Origin of the sequence: Streptomyces sp. NPDC127197, assembly GCF_042672405.1 — a bacterium.
In the GTDB taxonomy this organism is placed as follows: domain Bacteria; phylum Actinomycetota; class Actinomycetes; order Streptomycetales; family Streptomycetaceae; genus Streptomyces; species Streptomyces flavusporus.
The window spans coordinates 16,554-30,699 of record NZ_JBHXVG010000048.1; the positions used below are offsets into that span (position 1 = coordinate 16,554).

At 71.7% G+C, this 14,146-nt stretch carries 16 protein-coding genes and 1 pseudogene; 3 read left to right on the top strand and 14 right to left on the bottom strand.

Translation table 11 applies throughout. The annotated features are described in order from the left end of the window. Positions 1-29 precede the first annotated feature (29 nt). The 8 genes from ACFVJQ_RS39535 to ACFVJQ_RS39570 all read right to left on the bottom strand — a co-directional run bounded on the left by ACFVJQ_RS39535 (position 30) and on the right by ACFVJQ_RS39570 (position 6,888). Positions 30-563 (bottom strand): GNAT family N-acetyltransferase, encoded by a 534-nt coding sequence (locus tag ACFVJQ_RS39535; RefSeq protein WP_385790628.1) that lies wholly within the window; start codon positions 561-563, stop codon positions 30-32. Then, on the bottom strand, positions 560-1,180 hold the full coding sequence (locus ACFVJQ_RS39540; protein WP_385516697.1) for a helix-turn-helix domain-containing protein: 621 nt from the start codon (positions 1,178-1,180) through the stop codon (positions 560-562). Before ACFVJQ_RS39540 ends, ACFVJQ_RS39535 begins: the two co-directional genes overlap by 4 nt. A gap of 46 nt (positions 1,181-1,226) precedes the next feature. After that, positions 1,227-2,129, bottom strand: coding sequence for a LysR family transcriptional regulator (locus tag ACFVJQ_RS39545; protein ID WP_385790630.1), 903 nt, complete (start codon positions 2,127-2,129; stop codon positions 1,227-1,229). 52 nt (positions 2,130-2,181) lie between these two features. Continuing rightward, complete coding sequence (locus ACFVJQ_RS39550) at positions 2,182-3,375, bottom strand: glycine C-acetyltransferase (protein WP_385790632.1); 1,194 nt, start codon at positions 3,373-3,375, stop codon at positions 2,182-2,184. Between the two features lie 27 nt (positions 3,376-3,402). Beyond that, complete coding sequence (gene tdh, locus ACFVJQ_RS39555; RefSeq protein WP_385790634.1) at positions 3,403-4,431, bottom strand: L-threonine 3-dehydrogenase; 1,029 nt, start codon at positions 4,429-4,431, stop codon at positions 3,403-3,405. Positions 4,432-4,638: 207 nt separating this feature from the next. Continuing rightward, the gene (locus tag ACFVJQ_RS39560; RefSeq protein WP_385790636.1) at positions 4,639-5,058 is read right to left on the bottom strand and encodes a YybH family protein; all 420 of its coding nucleotides are present in this window, start codon (positions 5,056-5,058) and stop codon (positions 4,639-4,641) included. A 33-nt stretch (positions 5,059-5,091) separates the two neighbouring features. Continuing rightward, entirely contained in the window at positions 5,092-5,805 is a 714-nt protein-coding gene (locus ACFVJQ_RS39565; RefSeq protein ID WP_385790638.1) for an SDR family NAD(P)-dependent oxidoreductase, read from the bottom strand. A 153-nt stretch (positions 5,806-5,958) separates the two neighbouring features. Then, entirely contained in the window at positions 5,959-6,888 is a 930-nt protein-coding gene (locus ACFVJQ_RS39570; RefSeq protein WP_385790640.1) for a LysR family transcriptional regulator, read from the bottom strand. 115 nt (positions 6,889-7,003) lie between these two features. On the opposite strand from ACFVJQ_RS39570, the gene ACFVJQ_RS39575 reads away from it, so the two are divergent. The 3 genes and pseudogenes from ACFVJQ_RS39575 to ACFVJQ_RS39585 all read left to right on the top strand — a co-directional run bounded on the left by ACFVJQ_RS39575 (position 7,004) and on the right by ACFVJQ_RS39585 (position 9,147). After that, positions 7,004-7,306 (top strand): muconolactone Delta-isomerase family protein, encoded by a 303-nt coding sequence (locus ACFVJQ_RS39575; protein ID WP_385516685.1) that lies wholly within the window; start codon positions 7,004-7,006, stop codon positions 7,304-7,306. A 98-nt stretch (positions 7,307-7,404) separates the two neighbouring features. Further along, positions 7,405-8,528, top strand: a pseudogene (locus ACFVJQ_RS39580) (YbfB/YjiJ family MFS transporter). Between the two features lie 13 nt (positions 8,529-8,541). Next, entirely contained in the window at positions 8,542-9,147 is a 606-nt protein-coding gene (locus tag ACFVJQ_RS39585) for a GPP34 family phosphoprotein (RefSeq protein WP_385516683.1), read from the top strand. Here ACFVJQ_RS39585 and ACFVJQ_RS39590 read toward each other — a convergent pair. From ACFVJQ_RS39590 to ACFVJQ_RS39615, 6 genes are all read right to left on the bottom strand, one after another. After that, positions 9,144-9,743, bottom strand: a complete 600-nt coding sequence (locus tag ACFVJQ_RS39590; protein ID WP_385516682.1) for a TetR/AcrR family transcriptional regulator — start codon at positions 9,741-9,743, stop codon at positions 9,144-9,146. The genes ACFVJQ_RS39585 and ACFVJQ_RS39590 overlap by 4 nt on opposite strands. A 58-nt stretch (positions 9,744-9,801) precedes the next feature. Further along, positions 9,802-10,371 carry a GAF domain-containing protein gene (locus ACFVJQ_RS39595; RefSeq protein WP_385516681.1) on the bottom strand — a complete coding sequence of 190 codons (570 nt, stop codon included), beginning with the start codon at positions 10,369-10,371 and terminating at the stop codon, positions 9,802-9,804. A 61-nt stretch (positions 10,372-10,432) separates the two neighbouring features. After that, complete coding sequence (locus ACFVJQ_RS39600; RefSeq protein WP_385516680.1) at positions 10,433-11,059, bottom strand: ATP/GTP-binding protein; 627 nt, start codon at positions 11,057-11,059, stop codon at positions 10,433-10,435. Next, positions 11,037-11,408 carry a DUF742 domain-containing protein gene (locus ACFVJQ_RS39605; RefSeq protein ID WP_224733793.1) on the bottom strand — a complete coding sequence of 124 codons (372 nt, stop codon included), beginning with the start codon at positions 11,406-11,408 and terminating at the stop codon, positions 11,037-11,039. The genes ACFVJQ_RS39600 and ACFVJQ_RS39605 overlap by 23 nt, the downstream gene beginning before the upstream one ends. Before the next feature lie 2 nt (positions 11,409-11,410). After that, the gene (locus ACFVJQ_RS39610; protein ID WP_129803880.1) at positions 11,411-11,845 is read right to left on the bottom strand and encodes a roadblock/LC7 domain-containing protein; all 435 of its coding nucleotides are present in this window, start codon (positions 11,843-11,845) and stop codon (positions 11,411-11,413) included. Between the two features lie 98 nt (positions 11,846-11,943). Continuing rightward, positions 11,944-13,962, bottom strand: coding sequence for an ATP-binding protein (locus tag ACFVJQ_RS39615; protein WP_385516679.1), 2,019 nt, complete (start codon positions 13,960-13,962; stop codon positions 11,944-11,946). Between the last annotated feature and the right edge of the window lie 184 nt (positions 13,963-14,146).

Below are 14,146 nucleotides of genomic sequence, written 5' to 3' on the forward strand. Positions count from 1 at the left end.
GAACGCACCGTAGCGGCTCCCACTGACAGTCACCTGGGGAGAGCGCCGGCTCCCACGTGCTTGTAGTAGAGGCTCGTCGGCCGCAGCTCTCCGGCGGGGCTCGCCGCGTAGTCGGGGATGACGCCGACCCGGGTCCAGCCCGCGCCGCGGTAGAGGTTCTCGGCGGGGCTGTCGGTCTCGGTGTCCAGGTGCAGCAGGGTGACACCGGCCGCGGCGGCGGCCTCCTCGGCGGTGGTCAGGAGCCGGCGGCCCAGACCCTGACCGCGGGCGTCGCGGTGCACCATCAGCTTCACGAGCTCGGCGCGATGGCGGCTGTTCGGCTTGTCGGGAAAGGACAGGCTGACCGTGCCGACCACCCGGTTCCCGTCGCGCGCCACCCACACCGCGAGCTGCCCGGCGGCCACGGCGGCTGCGCGCTCCTTCCACCAGGCGGCGGCATCGGCGTCGTCCATCAGTGCAAGGAAGCCGACCGACGCACCGCCTGCCACGGTGTCGATCAGGAGGTCCGCCAATTCCCCGGCAGACGCGAGAACTTGGTGGTAGTCCAGGCGAGCCACGATCACGGCCGCACCACCGCCAGCAGATACCGCACGTCCTCCCGGCCGGCGCACCGGAACCGCGTCGGCCCCCATACGCGAAGCCGCAGGCAGTCACCGGCCTCCAGGCGATGCTCGACGTCCTGCACTGTCATGGCGAGAGCTCCCTCCAGCACCCAGATGTGCTGCTCGAGGCCGGGCACGGGCGGCCGGTCGTACGCGATGTCGGCGCCCGCGGTGAGCCGTCCCTCGACAAGTTCGCCACGCAGTCCGGCGTGCGGTGGCGACACGGAGCGTCGTACGAATCCGGAGGCCCGGTCCTGCCACACCTGCTGGTCGGCCGCCCGCACCAGCAGGGCGGGCTCCGACTCGACCTCGCTGAGCAACTGGGACATGGTCCGCCCGTACACGGCGCAGAGTCGGTTCAGCACCGCGGCGGTGGGGCTGATCTCCGCCCGCTCGGCGCGGGACAGGGTCGACCGGCTCACTCCGCTGCGCTCGGCCAACTCCCCCAGGGACCAGCCGCGTTCGGCCCTCAGCTCGGCAAGCCGGGAGCCGAGCCGGACATCGACGTCGTCCGGGCTGCCGGAACCGGCTCCGTCCCCGACTTCGGCCTCGGCCTCGACAGCAGTCGTTCGTTTCATATCCGGGACTTTATCCCAGATATGAAACGCACGGCGTAAAGATCGCCTAATCCTCTGCCGCCGCCTCCAGCGCCTCCAGCACCGGCCGGATCAGCGGATGCTCCTCCGCGCCGCGCCGTACCGCCGCGAAGACCCGGCGGGTCGGTGCGTCGCCGTCCACGGGGCGGACGACGACACCGGTGAGGTCCATGCCCCGCAGCGCCGAACGCGGTACGAGAGCGACGCCCGCGCCGGCGGAGGCGAGCGCCACCACCGCCCGGAAGTCGTCCGAGGAGTGCTCCAGACAGGGCTGGAAGCCGGCGCTCTCGCAGGCCAGGACCACCACGTCGTGGCAGGGGTTTCCGGGGTACGGGCCGATCCACGGGTCCTTGGCGAGCTCCGCGAGCGGCACCTCCGCGGCGTCCGCCAGCCGGTGACTGACCGGTACGACCGCGTCGAAGGGCTCCGCGTACAGCGGGACGTGGGCCAGGCGGGGATCGTCGGCAGGCGGGGCCCCGCGGTACTCGACGGCGACCGCGACATCCACCTGCCGGTCCAGCACCATCGGCAGGCTGGCGTCCCCCTCGGCGTCCCGGACCCGGATCCGGATGCCGGGGGCGGTGCCCGCCAGGTGGGCCACGGCGGGCGCGACCACCAGGGCGATGCCGGTCGCGAACGAAGCGACCGTGACCGTGCCGGCCGCGCCCGAGCTGTAGGCGGCCAGCTCGGCCTCCGCGCGCTCCAGTTGGGCGAGGACGGCGTTGGTGTGGCCGAGCAGGATCTCGCCGGCCGGGGTCAGTCGTACGCCCTTCGCGCTCCGCTCGACGAGGCGGTGGCCCGTCTCCTGCTCCAGTGCTGTCAGCTGCTGGGACACGGCGGAAGGCGTCAGGTACAGCGCGGCGGCAGCCGCCGTCACCGTGCGGTGGTCGGCCACCGCTCGGAGGATGTGCAGCCGCCGCGCTTCGATCATGGGATCGATTCTCTCAGACGCACTATGGCGCCGAATAACCCTTTCGTCCCGCTCAGGCGTCCAGCTCCGCCCGCGCCGCGACGAACGCGTCGACCGCGCGGTTGACGTCGTCGGTGGAGTGCGCCGCGGACAGCTGGACGCGGATACGCGCCTGGCCCTGCGGTACGACCGGGTACGAGAAGCCGATCACGTACACGCCCCGCTCCAGCAGCAGCTCCGCCATCCGGCCCGCCTCGGCCGCGTCGCCGATCATCACAGGTGCGATGGCGTGGTCGCCCGGGAGGACGTCGAAGCCCTCCTCGGTCATCCGGCGGCGGAACAGAGCGGTGTTCTCGGCGAGCCGCTCGCGCAGGTCGCCCGCCGCCTCCAGCAGGTCGAGCACCTTCAGGGAGGCGGCGGCGATCACCGGCGCGAGCGTGTTGGAGAACAGGTACGGCCGGGAGCGCTGGCGCAGCAGGGCGACGATCTCGGCGCGGGCGGCGACGTAACCGCCGGAGGCGCCGCCGAGGGCCTTGCCGAGGGTGCCGGTGATGATGTCGACGCGGTCCATCACGCCGTGCAGTTCGGGGGTGCCCCGGCCGCCGGGGCCGACGAAGCCGACGGCGTGCGAGTCGTCGACCATGACCATGGCGTCGTAGCGGTCGGCGAGGTCGCAGATCTCCCGCAGCGGCGCCACGTAGCCGTCCATGGAGAAGACGCCGTCGGTGACGATCAGGCGCCGCCGCGCGTCGGACGCCTCCTTCAGCTGGCGCTCCAGGTCCTCCAGATCGCGGTTGGCGTAGCGGAAGCGGCGGGCCTTGGACAGCCGGATACCGTCGATGATCGAGGCGTGGTTGAGGGCGTCGGAGATCACCGCGTCCTCGGGGCCGAGCAGCGTCTCGAAGACGCCGCCGTTGGCGTCGAAGCAGGAGGAGTAGAGGATCGTGTCCTCCTGGCCGAGGAAGGCCGACAGCCGCGCCTCCAGCTCCTTGTGCACCTCCTGCGTACCGCAGATGAAGCGCACGGAGGCCATGCCATAGCCCCAGCGGTCGAGCGCCTCGTGGGCGGCGGCGATCACCTCGGGGTGGTCGGCGAGGCCGAGGTAGTTGTTGGCGCAGAAGTTGAGGACCTCGCCGGGGCGGCCGCCGGCGGAGACGTGCACGGTGGCCGACTGCGGGGTGTCGATGACGCGTTCGGGTTTGTGCAGTCCGGCGGCGCGGATCTCGTCGAGGGTGGCGCGCAGGTCGTCGCGCACGGAGTCGAACATCGGGGAACTCCTTGAAATACGGGTGACTTACGCAGTCCAGTCGAGGATGACCTTGCCGCCGCGGCCGCTCGCCGCGTCGGCGAACGCCGCCTCGAAGTCGCGGTGGCCGTAGCGGCCGGTGATCACGGGGGCGAGATCGAGGCCGCCCTCCAGGAGCACGGACATCGCGTACCAGGTCTCGAACATCTCCCGGCCGTAGATGCCCTTGATGGTGATCATCGAGGTGACGATCCGGGCCCAGTCGACGGGAAACTCCTGAGCCGGCAGGCCCAGCATGGCGATCCGCCCGCCGTGCGTCATGTTGGCGATCATGTCGCGCAGGGCCTCGGGGCGGCCGGACATCTCCAGACCGATGTCGAAGCCCTCGCGCAGGCCCAACTCCCGTTGTCCGTCGGCGATCGAGGAGCCGGAGACATTGAGCGCCAGGCTCACACCGATCTTCCGCGCCAGGTCCAGCCGCTCCTCGCTGACGTCGGTGATCACGACGTTCCGGGCACCCGCGTGCCGTGCCACAGCCGCAGCCATCAGGCCGATCGGCCCGGCGCCGGTGATCAGCACATCCTCCCCGACCAAGGGGAAGGACAGTGCGGTGTGCACGGCGTTCCCGAACGGGTCGAAGATCGCCGCGACATCGAGGTCCACCGGAACCCGGTGCACCCACACATTGGCGGCGGGCAGGGCGACGTACTCGGCGAAAGCCCCGTCCCGGCCGACACCGAGCCCGACCGTGGCCCGGCACAGGTGCCGCCGGCCGGCCAGGCAGTTGCGGCACTTTCCGCACACCAGATGGCCCTCGCCGCTGACCCGGTCGCCGACGGCGATGTCCGTGACGTCCCGGCCGGTCTCCACGACCTCGCCGACGAACTCGTGCCCGACCACGAGCGGCGTGCGGATCACCTGCTGCGCCCAGCCGTCCCAGGACCGGATGTGCAGGTCGGTGCCGCAGATGCCGGTGCGCAGCACCTTGATCAGTACGTCGCCGGGTCCGACGGCGGGTTCCGGGACGTCCGCGAGCCACAGCCCGGGCTCCGCCTTCTCCTTGACCAGCGCCTTCAACGCTACGGCTCCTGTGGGTGAGATCCCGGGCCACGGACATGCCGAAGGAGCCCGCGGCCGGGGAGAGGGTGGAATCGCGTAGCAATCTGCCGTACGACGCCGTCCCCGGTCCATCGAGGATTTCTTAAGCGGCGCCTCAGCTCTGCTTCACGCCCTCTGCCCGGCTGCGGAACAGGCGGCCGGCTCGGGATCCAGCGGCGGAACCTGTCAGACCTTTCCGTAGGAGTGCGCCCGGGGCCGCTCGGGAGGACAGGCCTGGTCGAGGCGGGAGACCTGGTAGTGGCTGATGTACCAATCGTCCCCTACGCGGGTCACGAGGACCGAGAGCTTGACGTCCAGCGCGGGCCGGTCGGTGAACGAGAACTCGACGTCCAGGTAGCCGAGGACGAGGTCGTCGGCGGGCCGCCGTGTCTCCAGGATGTGGTAGGCGGCCCTCATCCCGAGCGGCTGGGAGGCGTAGTACTCGGCGACACCGGACCGGCCGACACTGTAGGGCTGCAGCCCCTGGAAGATCGCGTCGTCGGTGAAGACGGCGGCGACCTGCTTCGGTTCATGGGCGTCGACGGCCGCTTTCCAACGGTCGAGGACGTCACTCAGGACCGTGGTGTCTTCCGTCGTGCTGTTCATGACGTCATCCTTCCTCGGTGATCCGGCGACCGCTCAGTGCCCGGCACTCATACCGCCGTCGACGTGCAGGATCTCGCCGGTGACGAACGGAGCCGTCTCCAGGAAGAGCACCGCGTCGACGATGTCGCTCACTTCGCCCATCCGGCCGACCGGGTGCAGGGCCGCGAGGACGTCGTGGGTCTCCTCCGGGTGCATCGGGGTCTTGATGGTGCCGGGCGACACGGCGTTCACGCGGATGCCGCGGGTGGCGTACTCGATGGCGAGGGACTTGGTGGCGGACTGCAGGCCGCCCTTGGTCAGCGAGGCCAGGACGGAGGGGACCCTGGAGTCCGGGCTGTCGACCAGGCTCGTGGTGACGTTGACGATGTGGCCGCCGCCCTGGGCGAGGAGGTGCGGGATCGCCTGCTGGGTGATGTGGAAGACGCCGGACAGGTTGATGCCGGTCACGGCGGCGTAGTCCTCGGCCGTGTAGTCGGTGAACGGCTTGGCGATGAAGATGCCCGCGTTGTTGACCACGGTGTCGATACGGCCGAACCGCTCGACGGCGGCCGCGACGACGCGCTCGGCGGTGGCCGGGTCGGCGATGTCGCCCTGGACGGTGACGATGTCGGCGTCGTCGACGGGGGCGATGGTGCGCGAGGTGGCGACGACGGCGTGACCGAGCTTGCGGTAGCCCTCGACGAGGGCGGCGCCGATGCCCTGCGACGCGCCGGTGATGACCGCGACCTTCTGGTTCTGCGTGCTCAAGGTGACCTTCTCCGAGTGAGTGAGTGACCGGCCACTAGCCGACCGGTCGACTATTCGGAATGTAGGTCGGGTGACGGGCAACGTCAAAGGTCAGAGGGGCTTTTCCCAGGACCTGTTTCCTCATGACTGGGAGGCTGAGGCTCCCAGTGCAGCTCAGCGCGGGAGCGCGTGGGGGTCGTCCGCAGGCAGCCAGGCATCCGGGGCGTGGATCCCGAGGTCGCCGACGCCGTCGCACAGGGCGTCCACGGTGTCGAGCACCCCGGGGCGGTCCTCCTTCTCGCGCCAGACCAGGGACCAGGTCCAGTAGATCTTCGGCTCGACGATCTCGCGTCGGACCAGGTCGGGCGGGATGGGATTGGTCTGTCCCTTGGGCGAGTTGACGACCGGGCGGGTGCAGCGGCGGACGTGGTCGAAGTAGGCGGGGCCGGTGATGGCGCCGTCGGAGATACGCACCGTGCGGGCCCCGATGACCTGCGTGAGCTCTTCGGCGTACACGTTCCAGGAGGCCCAGGCGGTGATGTCGTCGTCGATGAGGACGTCGGTGTCCCGGGCCGGTACCTCGCTCGTGTCGGCGCCCTTCGCGACGGCGTAGAGCCGGTCGGCGCCGATCAGCCGGCCCCGCAGCCCGAGCCGCTTCAGGTCCTCGGTCCGCACCCAGCAGACGGCGAGGTCCAGGCTGCCGTCGGCGACCCGGGCGGCCTGGGTGTGGGAGGGTGCGACCCAGGCGTCGATGTGCACCTTGGCCACGGCGGCCGTACGTGACGTCAGGTCCGGGGGAAGCCAGTTGACGTAGCCGAGCCGTACCGACTCCGAGCCCGCCAGTCGGCCGGCCCGGCGCCGCAGGGCGTCGGCCTGCTCCAGCAGGGCGCGGGTGTGCGGGAGCAGGGCGGCGCCGGCCGGGGTGAGGGAGACAGAGCGGCGGTCCCGGTCGAACAGGCGGACACCCAGGTCGCGTTCGAGCGACTTGATCTGCTGGGAGAGCGAGGGTCCCGCGATGAGCAACCGCTCGGCGGCCCGCCCGAAGTTCAGTTCCTCGGCGACGGCGACGAAGTACCGCAACTGGCGCAGCTCCACGCCCGTCATGCTACGCGCGCTGGGAGTCTGCGCCTCTCAGCAGCGAGGAAGCCGGTCGTGGCATCGATGCTGGTGACGGGCCCACGATGGGAGCACACCCGACGAGCACGACCGGAGGCAGATCATGCGAGAGTTCCTGGTCGAGATCACCACCACCGTCCCCGAGGGCACCGGCCAGGACGAGGTCGACCGGCGACGGGCCGCCGAGGCGGTCCGCGCGAAGGAACTGGCCGCCACCGGCAACCTGGCCCGACTGTGGCGTCCTGTGGGTGAGTTGCGCAGCATCGGCGTGTGGCGGGCCGCCGACGAGGAGGAGCTCCACGAGAAGGTGCTCGGCACCTTGCCCCTGCGCCCGTGGATGACCTTCACCGTCACCCCGCTCGAGTCCCACCCCAACGACCCGGGCAACGCCGACGGTACGAAGTGAGCACCACGTCCCCCTGGAACCATGTCGCCCGGTCCGCCGCGGCGCTCGCGGCGGGCATGGGCATCGGCCGCTTCGTCTACACCCCGATCCTGCCGCTGATGCACACCCAGGCCGGTCTGTCGGCCGCCGCCGGAGCCGACCTGGCCACCGCCAACTACGTCGGCTATCTCGTCGAGGCACTCGCGGGCATCCTGGCCCCCGCCCTGGTCCGTTCGCGCGCCGTCCTGCGCAGCTCGCTGCTCCTGCTGACCGGCACGCTCGCCGCGATGCCCGCCACCCACAGCACCGTCGGGTGGGCTTCGCTGCGGCTGCTGGCCGGGGTGGCGAGTGCCCTGGTCTTCGTCGTTGCGGTCGCCTCCCTCCTCCACCACCTGCGGGAGCACCCGCCGCACCTGCCCGGCTGGGCGTTCGGCGGCGTGGGCGCCGGCATCGCACTGTCCGGTCTGCTGGTCCTGGTCCTGCGGTCCGTCGCCGACTGGCGGACCGCCTGGTGGGCGGCGGCCGCGCTCGCGGCGGTGCTGGTCGGCGCCTCCTGGAACCTGCGGCCGGAAGATCCGCCCGTCGCCCCGGCAGCCAGGAACGACGCGAAGCCCCGTACCCACCGCTGGTTCGGTGCGCTGTTCGTCAGCTACACCCTGAAGGCGTCGGCTACATCGTCGCCGGAACCTTCCTGGTGGCAGCGATCGGTCAGGGTTCTCCCGGCTGGGCCGGCAGCGGCGCCCGGGTGCTCGTGGGGCTGGCCGCCGTACCGTCCTCGGCGCTGTGGGCCCGGCTGGGGCACCGCTGGTCCCGCCCCGGTCTGCTGTCGGCCGCGCTCCTGGTCCAGGCGGTCGGCATCGCCGTGCCCGCGCTGATCGGCGGTACGACGGCGGCCCTCGTCTCCGCGGTGCTGTTCGGTGCCACGTTCCTGGGCGTCAGCACCCTCGCCCTGGCCGTGGGAGCCCATCTGCGCTTCCCCCGCTCGGTCGCTCTGCTCACCGCCGGATACTCCGTCGGCCAGATCCTCGGCCCGCTGCTCGTCGCCCCGCTGCTCCACCACGGCTACCGTCCGGCCCTCCTCCTGGCCGCCCTCGTGGTGCTCGCCGCAGCCGCGGCCGCGGCCGTGCTGCGGATCGGATTCCCGCACCACATGGTCGTAGTACGACACACAGCTCCCGAAAGGCGGCGAGAATCGACCGAGGGCGCCGGACCCGACGCTCTCTCCCCGCACTCGGCGAACTGACGTGGAGCCGCTCATGACCACCGCACGGGACCTCGCGATCGTCGCCCTGGACGCGGCGCCCGGCCGCCCAGTGGAGCAGGGTGATCTGTCGCTCGCGCTGGCGGGAGCCGAGGTGTTCGACCTCATCGAGGCCAAGGCCCTCGTCCTGGACGGCGACCGCATCCTGCCGAGCGCCCTGGCGCCCACAGGGGACCGCCTGTTGGACGAGGCTGCCGCGGCACTCGTACGACAGGAGCCGTACGAGTCGGTCGAGGACTGGCTGTGGCGCCGGGGCCGGGGGCTCTTCTCCGCCTACGCCGACGACTTCGAGCGGATGGGGCTGACGGCCCGGCCTCGGGGCCACCGGCTTCCGCTGCGGACCGGGCGGACGGTACTGGTCGACTCGGCGGCCCGTCGCCAGGCCGAGGCCCGCTGGTCGGCGGGCGAACCCGTCCTGGCCGCCCTGGCTGCCGCCGCCGGGCTCCGCGACGAACCGGCCGAGGACGCGGAGGCCCTCGCCGGTGACGCGGTCACGACGGTGTTGGCCGCCGTCGGAGACGCGGTGATGGAGCTGGAGGCCGTACGACAGCGGAAGGCGATCGAGGACGCCGCGTTCGACAACGTCTGGCGCGGCTACTAGCGCCCGGTGGCGCCGAGCAGGGCCCGGCAGTTCTGCCAGAGGGGGCTCAGCCGCTGGGTGCTGTTGTACAGCTTGGCGAACATCACCTGGCCCTCCAGCTGGGCCACCACCGCCCGCGCCGCCTCCCGCGTGTCGGCGACGGTGACATCACCGCGCTCGCGCGCCTCGGCGACGACCGACTCGACCATGTCGACCTGGGCGTCGAAGATCTCCTGCAGCCGCCCGCGGACGGTCTCGGTCTGGTTGCTCAGCTCCAGGGTGAGGTTCCCGAACAGGCAGCCCGACACGGTGCCGCAGCCCTGCTGGACGGCGCGCTGGCCGGCCTCCGTCTCCTCGAACAGCTGCCGCAGCCGCTCCAGGGGCTCGGCGCGTGTGCCCAGGACGCGCGCCCAGTCGCGTTTCTGGGCCGCCCAGTGCTCGTCGACGACGGCGAGCGCGAGGGACTCCTTGGACTCGAAGAAGTAGTAGAAGCTGCCCTTCGGCACCCCGGCCGCCTTGCAGATCTCGGCCACGCCCAGCGCCGAGTAACCGCGCCCCTCGATCAACGAGCGCGCAGCAGCGAGAATCTTCTGCTTGGCGTCACTGGTGCGTCCCATGGGTCAAGGGTACGGCGGTACTAGACCGGTCGGCTGGTTTGCCGGGCTCGGTCCGCCGTCACAGCAGCGGGAGCCCGCCGGCCTCGAGGCTCGCCACGAGCTCTGCCGCCGACGCCTTGATGGCCTCCAGACCGGTCATTCCCCAGGGCCGCGGTGCGACGTCGGCGACGCACACGGTGCCGAGCACCATGCCCGTGGTGTCGATGAGCGGTGCTCCGAGGTAGGAGTGGATGCCGTACTCGTCGACCACGGGGTTGCCCGCGAACCGCGGATAGTCGCGCACGTCCTCGAGTGCCAGGGCCTTGCGCCGGGCCACCACATGGGGACAGAAACCGTGGTCGCGGGGCATGGAGCGGCCGATCTCGGGCCGGGTCCCGTCCTCCTTCACGACGAGTCCCACGGCGGGCGCGTGCAGGCCGGCGAAGAACTGGCCGTTCTCGTCGAGGAAGTTGACCATGGCGTAGGGCGAGCCGGTGAGCGCCGCCACGTGGTCCGCGAAGGCGTCGAGGGCGGGCTCGGGGCGCTCTCCCAGGCCCAGTCCGCGCAGTCGCCGGGTCCGGGCGGGGGCCTCCTTGTCCTCGGGGGTGAGCAGCAGACGACCGGCCGGGCGCGGCGGGTCGTAGCTCATGGCCGGGTTCCGTCGCTGTGCGCGTACGTCATGTGCGGCTCCGGTGGGAAGGGTTGGGGTGTCACATGTGGGCGCCGTGGCTCGGCGCCGGCGTGGCGGGTGCGTGGGCGATGAGGTGGCGTACGAGGGTGAGCAGGGTCTGCACGCCGGAGGCGGAGATCCGGGCGTCGCAGCGGACGACCGGGATGTCCGGGTCGAGGTCGATGGCGGCGCGCACCTCCTCGGGGTCGTAGCGGTGGGCCCCGTCGAACTCGTTGATGGCGACGATGAAGCCCAGGCCGCGCTCCTCGAAGAAGTCGACGGCCGCGAAGCACTCCTCCAGGCGCCGGGTGTCGGCGAGGATCACCGCGCCGAGCGCGCCCTCGCACAGCTCGTCCCACATGAACCAGAACCGCTCCTGTCCCGGCGTACCGAACAGGTACAGCACGTGTTGCGGGTCGAGGGTGATGCGGCCGAAGTCCATGGCCACCGTCGTCTCGACCTTGTTCTCGATGCCGTCGAGGTTGTCGGTGGCGGCACTGACCGTGGTGAGCAGCTCCTCCGTGCTGAGCGGCGCGATCTCGCTGACGGCTCCGACGAAGGTCGTCTTGCCGACCCCGAACCCGCCCGCCACCAGGATCTTGAGCGCGGTGGGGAAGGGATCGGCGCCTTCGTCGTAGTCGTAGTCAGAGCTGTCGTCGTAGTCCATCGAGCACTGCCTCCAGAAGGGCCCGGTCCGTGGGGTTGTGGTGGAACTCGGGGGGCTTTGTGGTGAGGGCGCCGCAGTCGACGAGGTCGGACAGCAGCACCTTGGTGACCGCCGCCGGCAGCTTGAGGTGGGCGGCGACCTCGGCGACCGAGACGGGGGCGCGGCACAGGTCGAGGGCCTGTGCGTGTTCGGGACCGAGGTAGCCGAGCGGGGTGGCTCCGGTGGCCATCACCTGGGAGATGAGGTCGAGCGCGACGCTGGGGCGGGTGCGGCCGTTGCTGACCGTGAACGGGCGCACCAGCCGTCCGGCCGCGTCGTCGAGCCAGGGCCCGTCGCCGGCCGTGGCCACGCTCAAGGCCTCATCGCCGTGGGTTCGACGGCGTGCTGCCGGGGCGCGGTCACCAGGTAGGGGCGGACGCTCTTGACCAGCATCGCCATCTCGTAGCCGAGTACGGCGGCATCGGCTTCGCGGCCGGCGAGCACAGCGAGGCAGGTGCCGGAGCCGGCGGTGGTGACGAACAGCAGGGTGGAGTCGAGTTCGACGACGACCTGCCGGACGTCACCGCCGTCGCCGAAGCGGACGCCGGCGCTGCGGCCGAGTGAGTAGAGACCGGAGGCCAGGGCGGCCATGTGGTCGGCGCTGTCGGGGTCGAGGCCGTGCACCGACTTCACGAGCCCGTCGCAGGAGAGGAGCACGGCGCTGCTGGTGTGCGGTACGCGCTGGACGAGGCCGCTCATCAGCCAGTCGAGATCGGATACATGGCCGGTGGGGGCATCGGTCGCCATGGTGGATCGACTCCTTGGGATACGAAGGTCTGCGGGCGCGCCCGAAGGTGCGCCGGGGGTGGTTGCGGTGGGGGTGGTGACGGGAGTGGCAGCGGTGGTCATCCGACTGGTGCGCTCCCGTCGGGGCGGTCGGGGCCGGGCACGGTCGCGCTGTTGCGCGGGGCAGGTGCGGGCCGCGGTTCGGCTATATGAGCCGGCTCCATGTGCGGTGGTACGTCCGTATGCGGTCCCTCTATGTGCCGTACGTCTGTGGGGCGTACGTCCATGGAGAGGGGTGTGGTCGTGGTGGTCAGGTCTGTGTGGCGGGACTCCGGCACCACGGCCGACTGCCGGTGTGCGGGCCGTGTCGGCGGGGGCTCCGGGTGGGCGGCGGCCGTGGGGGCGGACTCCGGGTTCTGCTGAGCCTCGGCGAGGCTGATACCGCGTTGGAAGGCCGCCATCAGGCCGGGGTCGTGGCCGACGACGTCCTCGGCGTCCTGCCGTGGGGCCGGTCCGCCGCGCAGTTGGGGTGCGATGTGTTCCTGGGCGCGGCGACGGGGCAGTTGGGGCTTGCCCATGGTGCCGCGGACCGCGCCACCTCGGGGCGTGGGCGGCGTCGCCGTGTGCTCGGCGACGACCGCACGCTCGTCGGGCCTGATGCCGGGCACCGCTTCCGCGGGGTTGGGCCGCTCCTCCGCTCCGCGCACCGGCAGGGGCGTCGGTCGGCTGCCGGTGTCCGGTGCGGTGTCCTGCGGCCGCGAGTGCCCGGTGACGGGTTGCCCGGTGGGGGCGGCCGTGTCGGTTCGGGCGTGCGGACGCTGCGGGTGGGGCGGCGGTACGGGGGCTGCTCGGGCCGCGTTCGTGGCCTCCCGCGGCTGCCGCCCCTCGACAGCGCCGTCCTGAACGGGGGGTATGGCGCCGAGGGCGCCCGGCGGGGTGCCCAGCAGGGCCTGCGGCACGACGAGTACGGCCTGTACCCCGCCGTAGATGTTGCTCTGCAGCCGGACGGTGATGCCGTGCCGTCGGGCGAGCTGCGAGACGACGAACAGCCCGATGCGGCCGTCCGCCAGCAGTCGCGCGACGTTGACCTGGTCGGGGTCGGTGAGCAGGGCGTTCATCTTGTTCTGCTCGGCGACCGGCATACCGAGGCCGCGGTCCTCGACCTCGACGGCGAGCCCCGAGGTGACGAGGTTGGCGCGCAGCAGCACCTGGGTGTGCGGGGCGGAGAACACGGTGGCGTTCTCCACGAGTTCGGCCAGCAGGTGGATCACGTCGGCGACCGCGTGGCCGCGCAGGGTGCCGTCGATCGGCGGCACGAGTTTCACCCGTGAGTACTGCTCGACCTCGGCGATCGCCGACCGCAGCACCTCGGTCATGGAGACCGGGTTGCTCCACTGCCGGCGGGAGACGGCGCCGCCGAGCACGGCGAGGTTCTCGGCGTGGCGGCGGATGCGGGTGGCGAGGTGGTCGACGTGGAAGAGGCCCTTGAGCAGGTCGGGGTCCTCGATCTCGTTCTCCAGCTCGTCGAGGATCGCGATCTCGCGGTGCACCAGCGACTGCAGCCGTCGCGCGAGGTTGACGAAGACCTCCAGCTTCTGTTCGCTGCCGGCCTGGCTGGAGAGCTGGGCGGCCTGCACGACGGCGGTGACCGCGCCGTCGTGCGCGCGGGCCAGGTCGGCGGCGAGCAGTTCGAAGTCGTCGGCGTCCTCGGGGGGTCCGCCGCGCGGCTTGCGCTGGGGCGGGACCTCGCCGCGGCGCAACGCCTCGACGAGCGCCCGCAGATCGGCCTCGCGGCGGGCGCTGCTGCGGCGCAGGGCGCCGACGCGTTCGTGCACGGACCGGGCGGTCCGGCCGGCGGCGACGGCGGCGATCACGATGCCGGCGAGCGTCACACAGACCGCTCCGGCGAGTACGCCCCACAGGGTGAGGCTGCTGCGGACGCCGGTGGAGCGGACGGTGAACAGGACGGCGGCGCAGGCGCTGAGGGCGACCGCGACGGGGGGCAGTACGGCCAGGCGCAGCAGTTGGGGCCGTATGTGGGCCTCGGGCAGCGAGGGGACGGTACGGGCGACCGGCCGTCCATGCCGTCCGCCCTCGCGGCGGTCTGCGCGTGCGGCCGGTGCGCGGAGGTGTGACATCGGTGTCCTCGTACTGGTCCGTCGGTCGGGGCCTTGAGTGGGCCCGGTCTGCGTGACTCGGGCATGCGGCATCGCGGCGCCGGTCGAGAGAGCCGACGAAACCGGCCCTGCGTCGCCCGACGGACACTCACAGTAGTCGCCAACGCATCATGTGCGGTGGGCAGTTGACAAAGTCCTACGGCAA

Bases quoted from the DNA above. Each gene is read 5' to 3' on its own strand.
- ACFVJQ_RS39585 (WP_385516683.1), top strand. From the start codon at position 8,542: ATGACCACCGCACGGGACCTCGCGATCGTCGCCCTGGACGCGGCGCCC.
- ACFVJQ_RS39615 (WP_385516679.1), bottom strand. From the start codon at position 13,962: ATGTCACACCTCCGCGCACCGGCCGCACGCGCAGACCGCCGCGAGGGC.
- ACFVJQ_RS39545 (WP_385790630.1), bottom strand. From the start codon at position 2,129: ATGATCGAAGCGCGGCGGCTGCACATCCTCCGAGCGGTGGCCGACCAC.
- ACFVJQ_RS39540 (WP_385516697.1), bottom strand. From the start codon at position 1,180: ATGAAACGAACGACTGCTGTCGAGGCCGAGGCCGAAGTCGGGGACGGA.
- ACFVJQ_RS39595 (WP_385516681.1), bottom strand. From the start codon at position 10,371: ATGAGCTACGACCCGCCGCGCCCGGCCGGTCGTCTGCTGCTCACCCCC.
- ACFVJQ_RS39570 (WP_385790640.1), bottom strand. From the start codon at position 6,888: ATGACGGGCGTGGAGCTGCGCCAGTTGCGGTACTTCGTCGCCGTCGCC.
- ACFVJQ_RS39560 (WP_385790636.1), bottom strand. From the start codon at position 5,058: ATGAACAGCACGACGGAAGACACCACGGTCCTGAGTGACGTCCTCGAC.
- ACFVJQ_RS39590 (WP_385516682.1), bottom strand. From the start codon at position 9,743: ATGGGACGCACCAGTGACGCCAAGCAGAAGATTCTCGCTGCTGCGCGC.
- ACFVJQ_RS39610 (WP_129803880.1), bottom strand. From the start codon at position 11,845: ATGGCGACCGATGCCCCCACCGGCCATGTATCCGATCTCGACTGGCTG.
- ACFVJQ_RS39575 (WP_385516685.1), top strand. From the start codon at position 7,004: ATGCGAGAGTTCCTGGTCGAGATCACCACCACCGTCCCCGAGGGCACC.
- ACFVJQ_RS39600 (WP_385516680.1), bottom strand. From the start codon at position 11,059: ATGGACTACGACGACAGCTCTGACTACGACTACGACGAAGGCGCCGAT.
- ACFVJQ_RS39550 (WP_385790632.1), bottom strand. From the start codon at position 3,375: ATGTTCGACTCCGTGCGCGACGACCTGCGCGCCACCCTCGACGAGATC.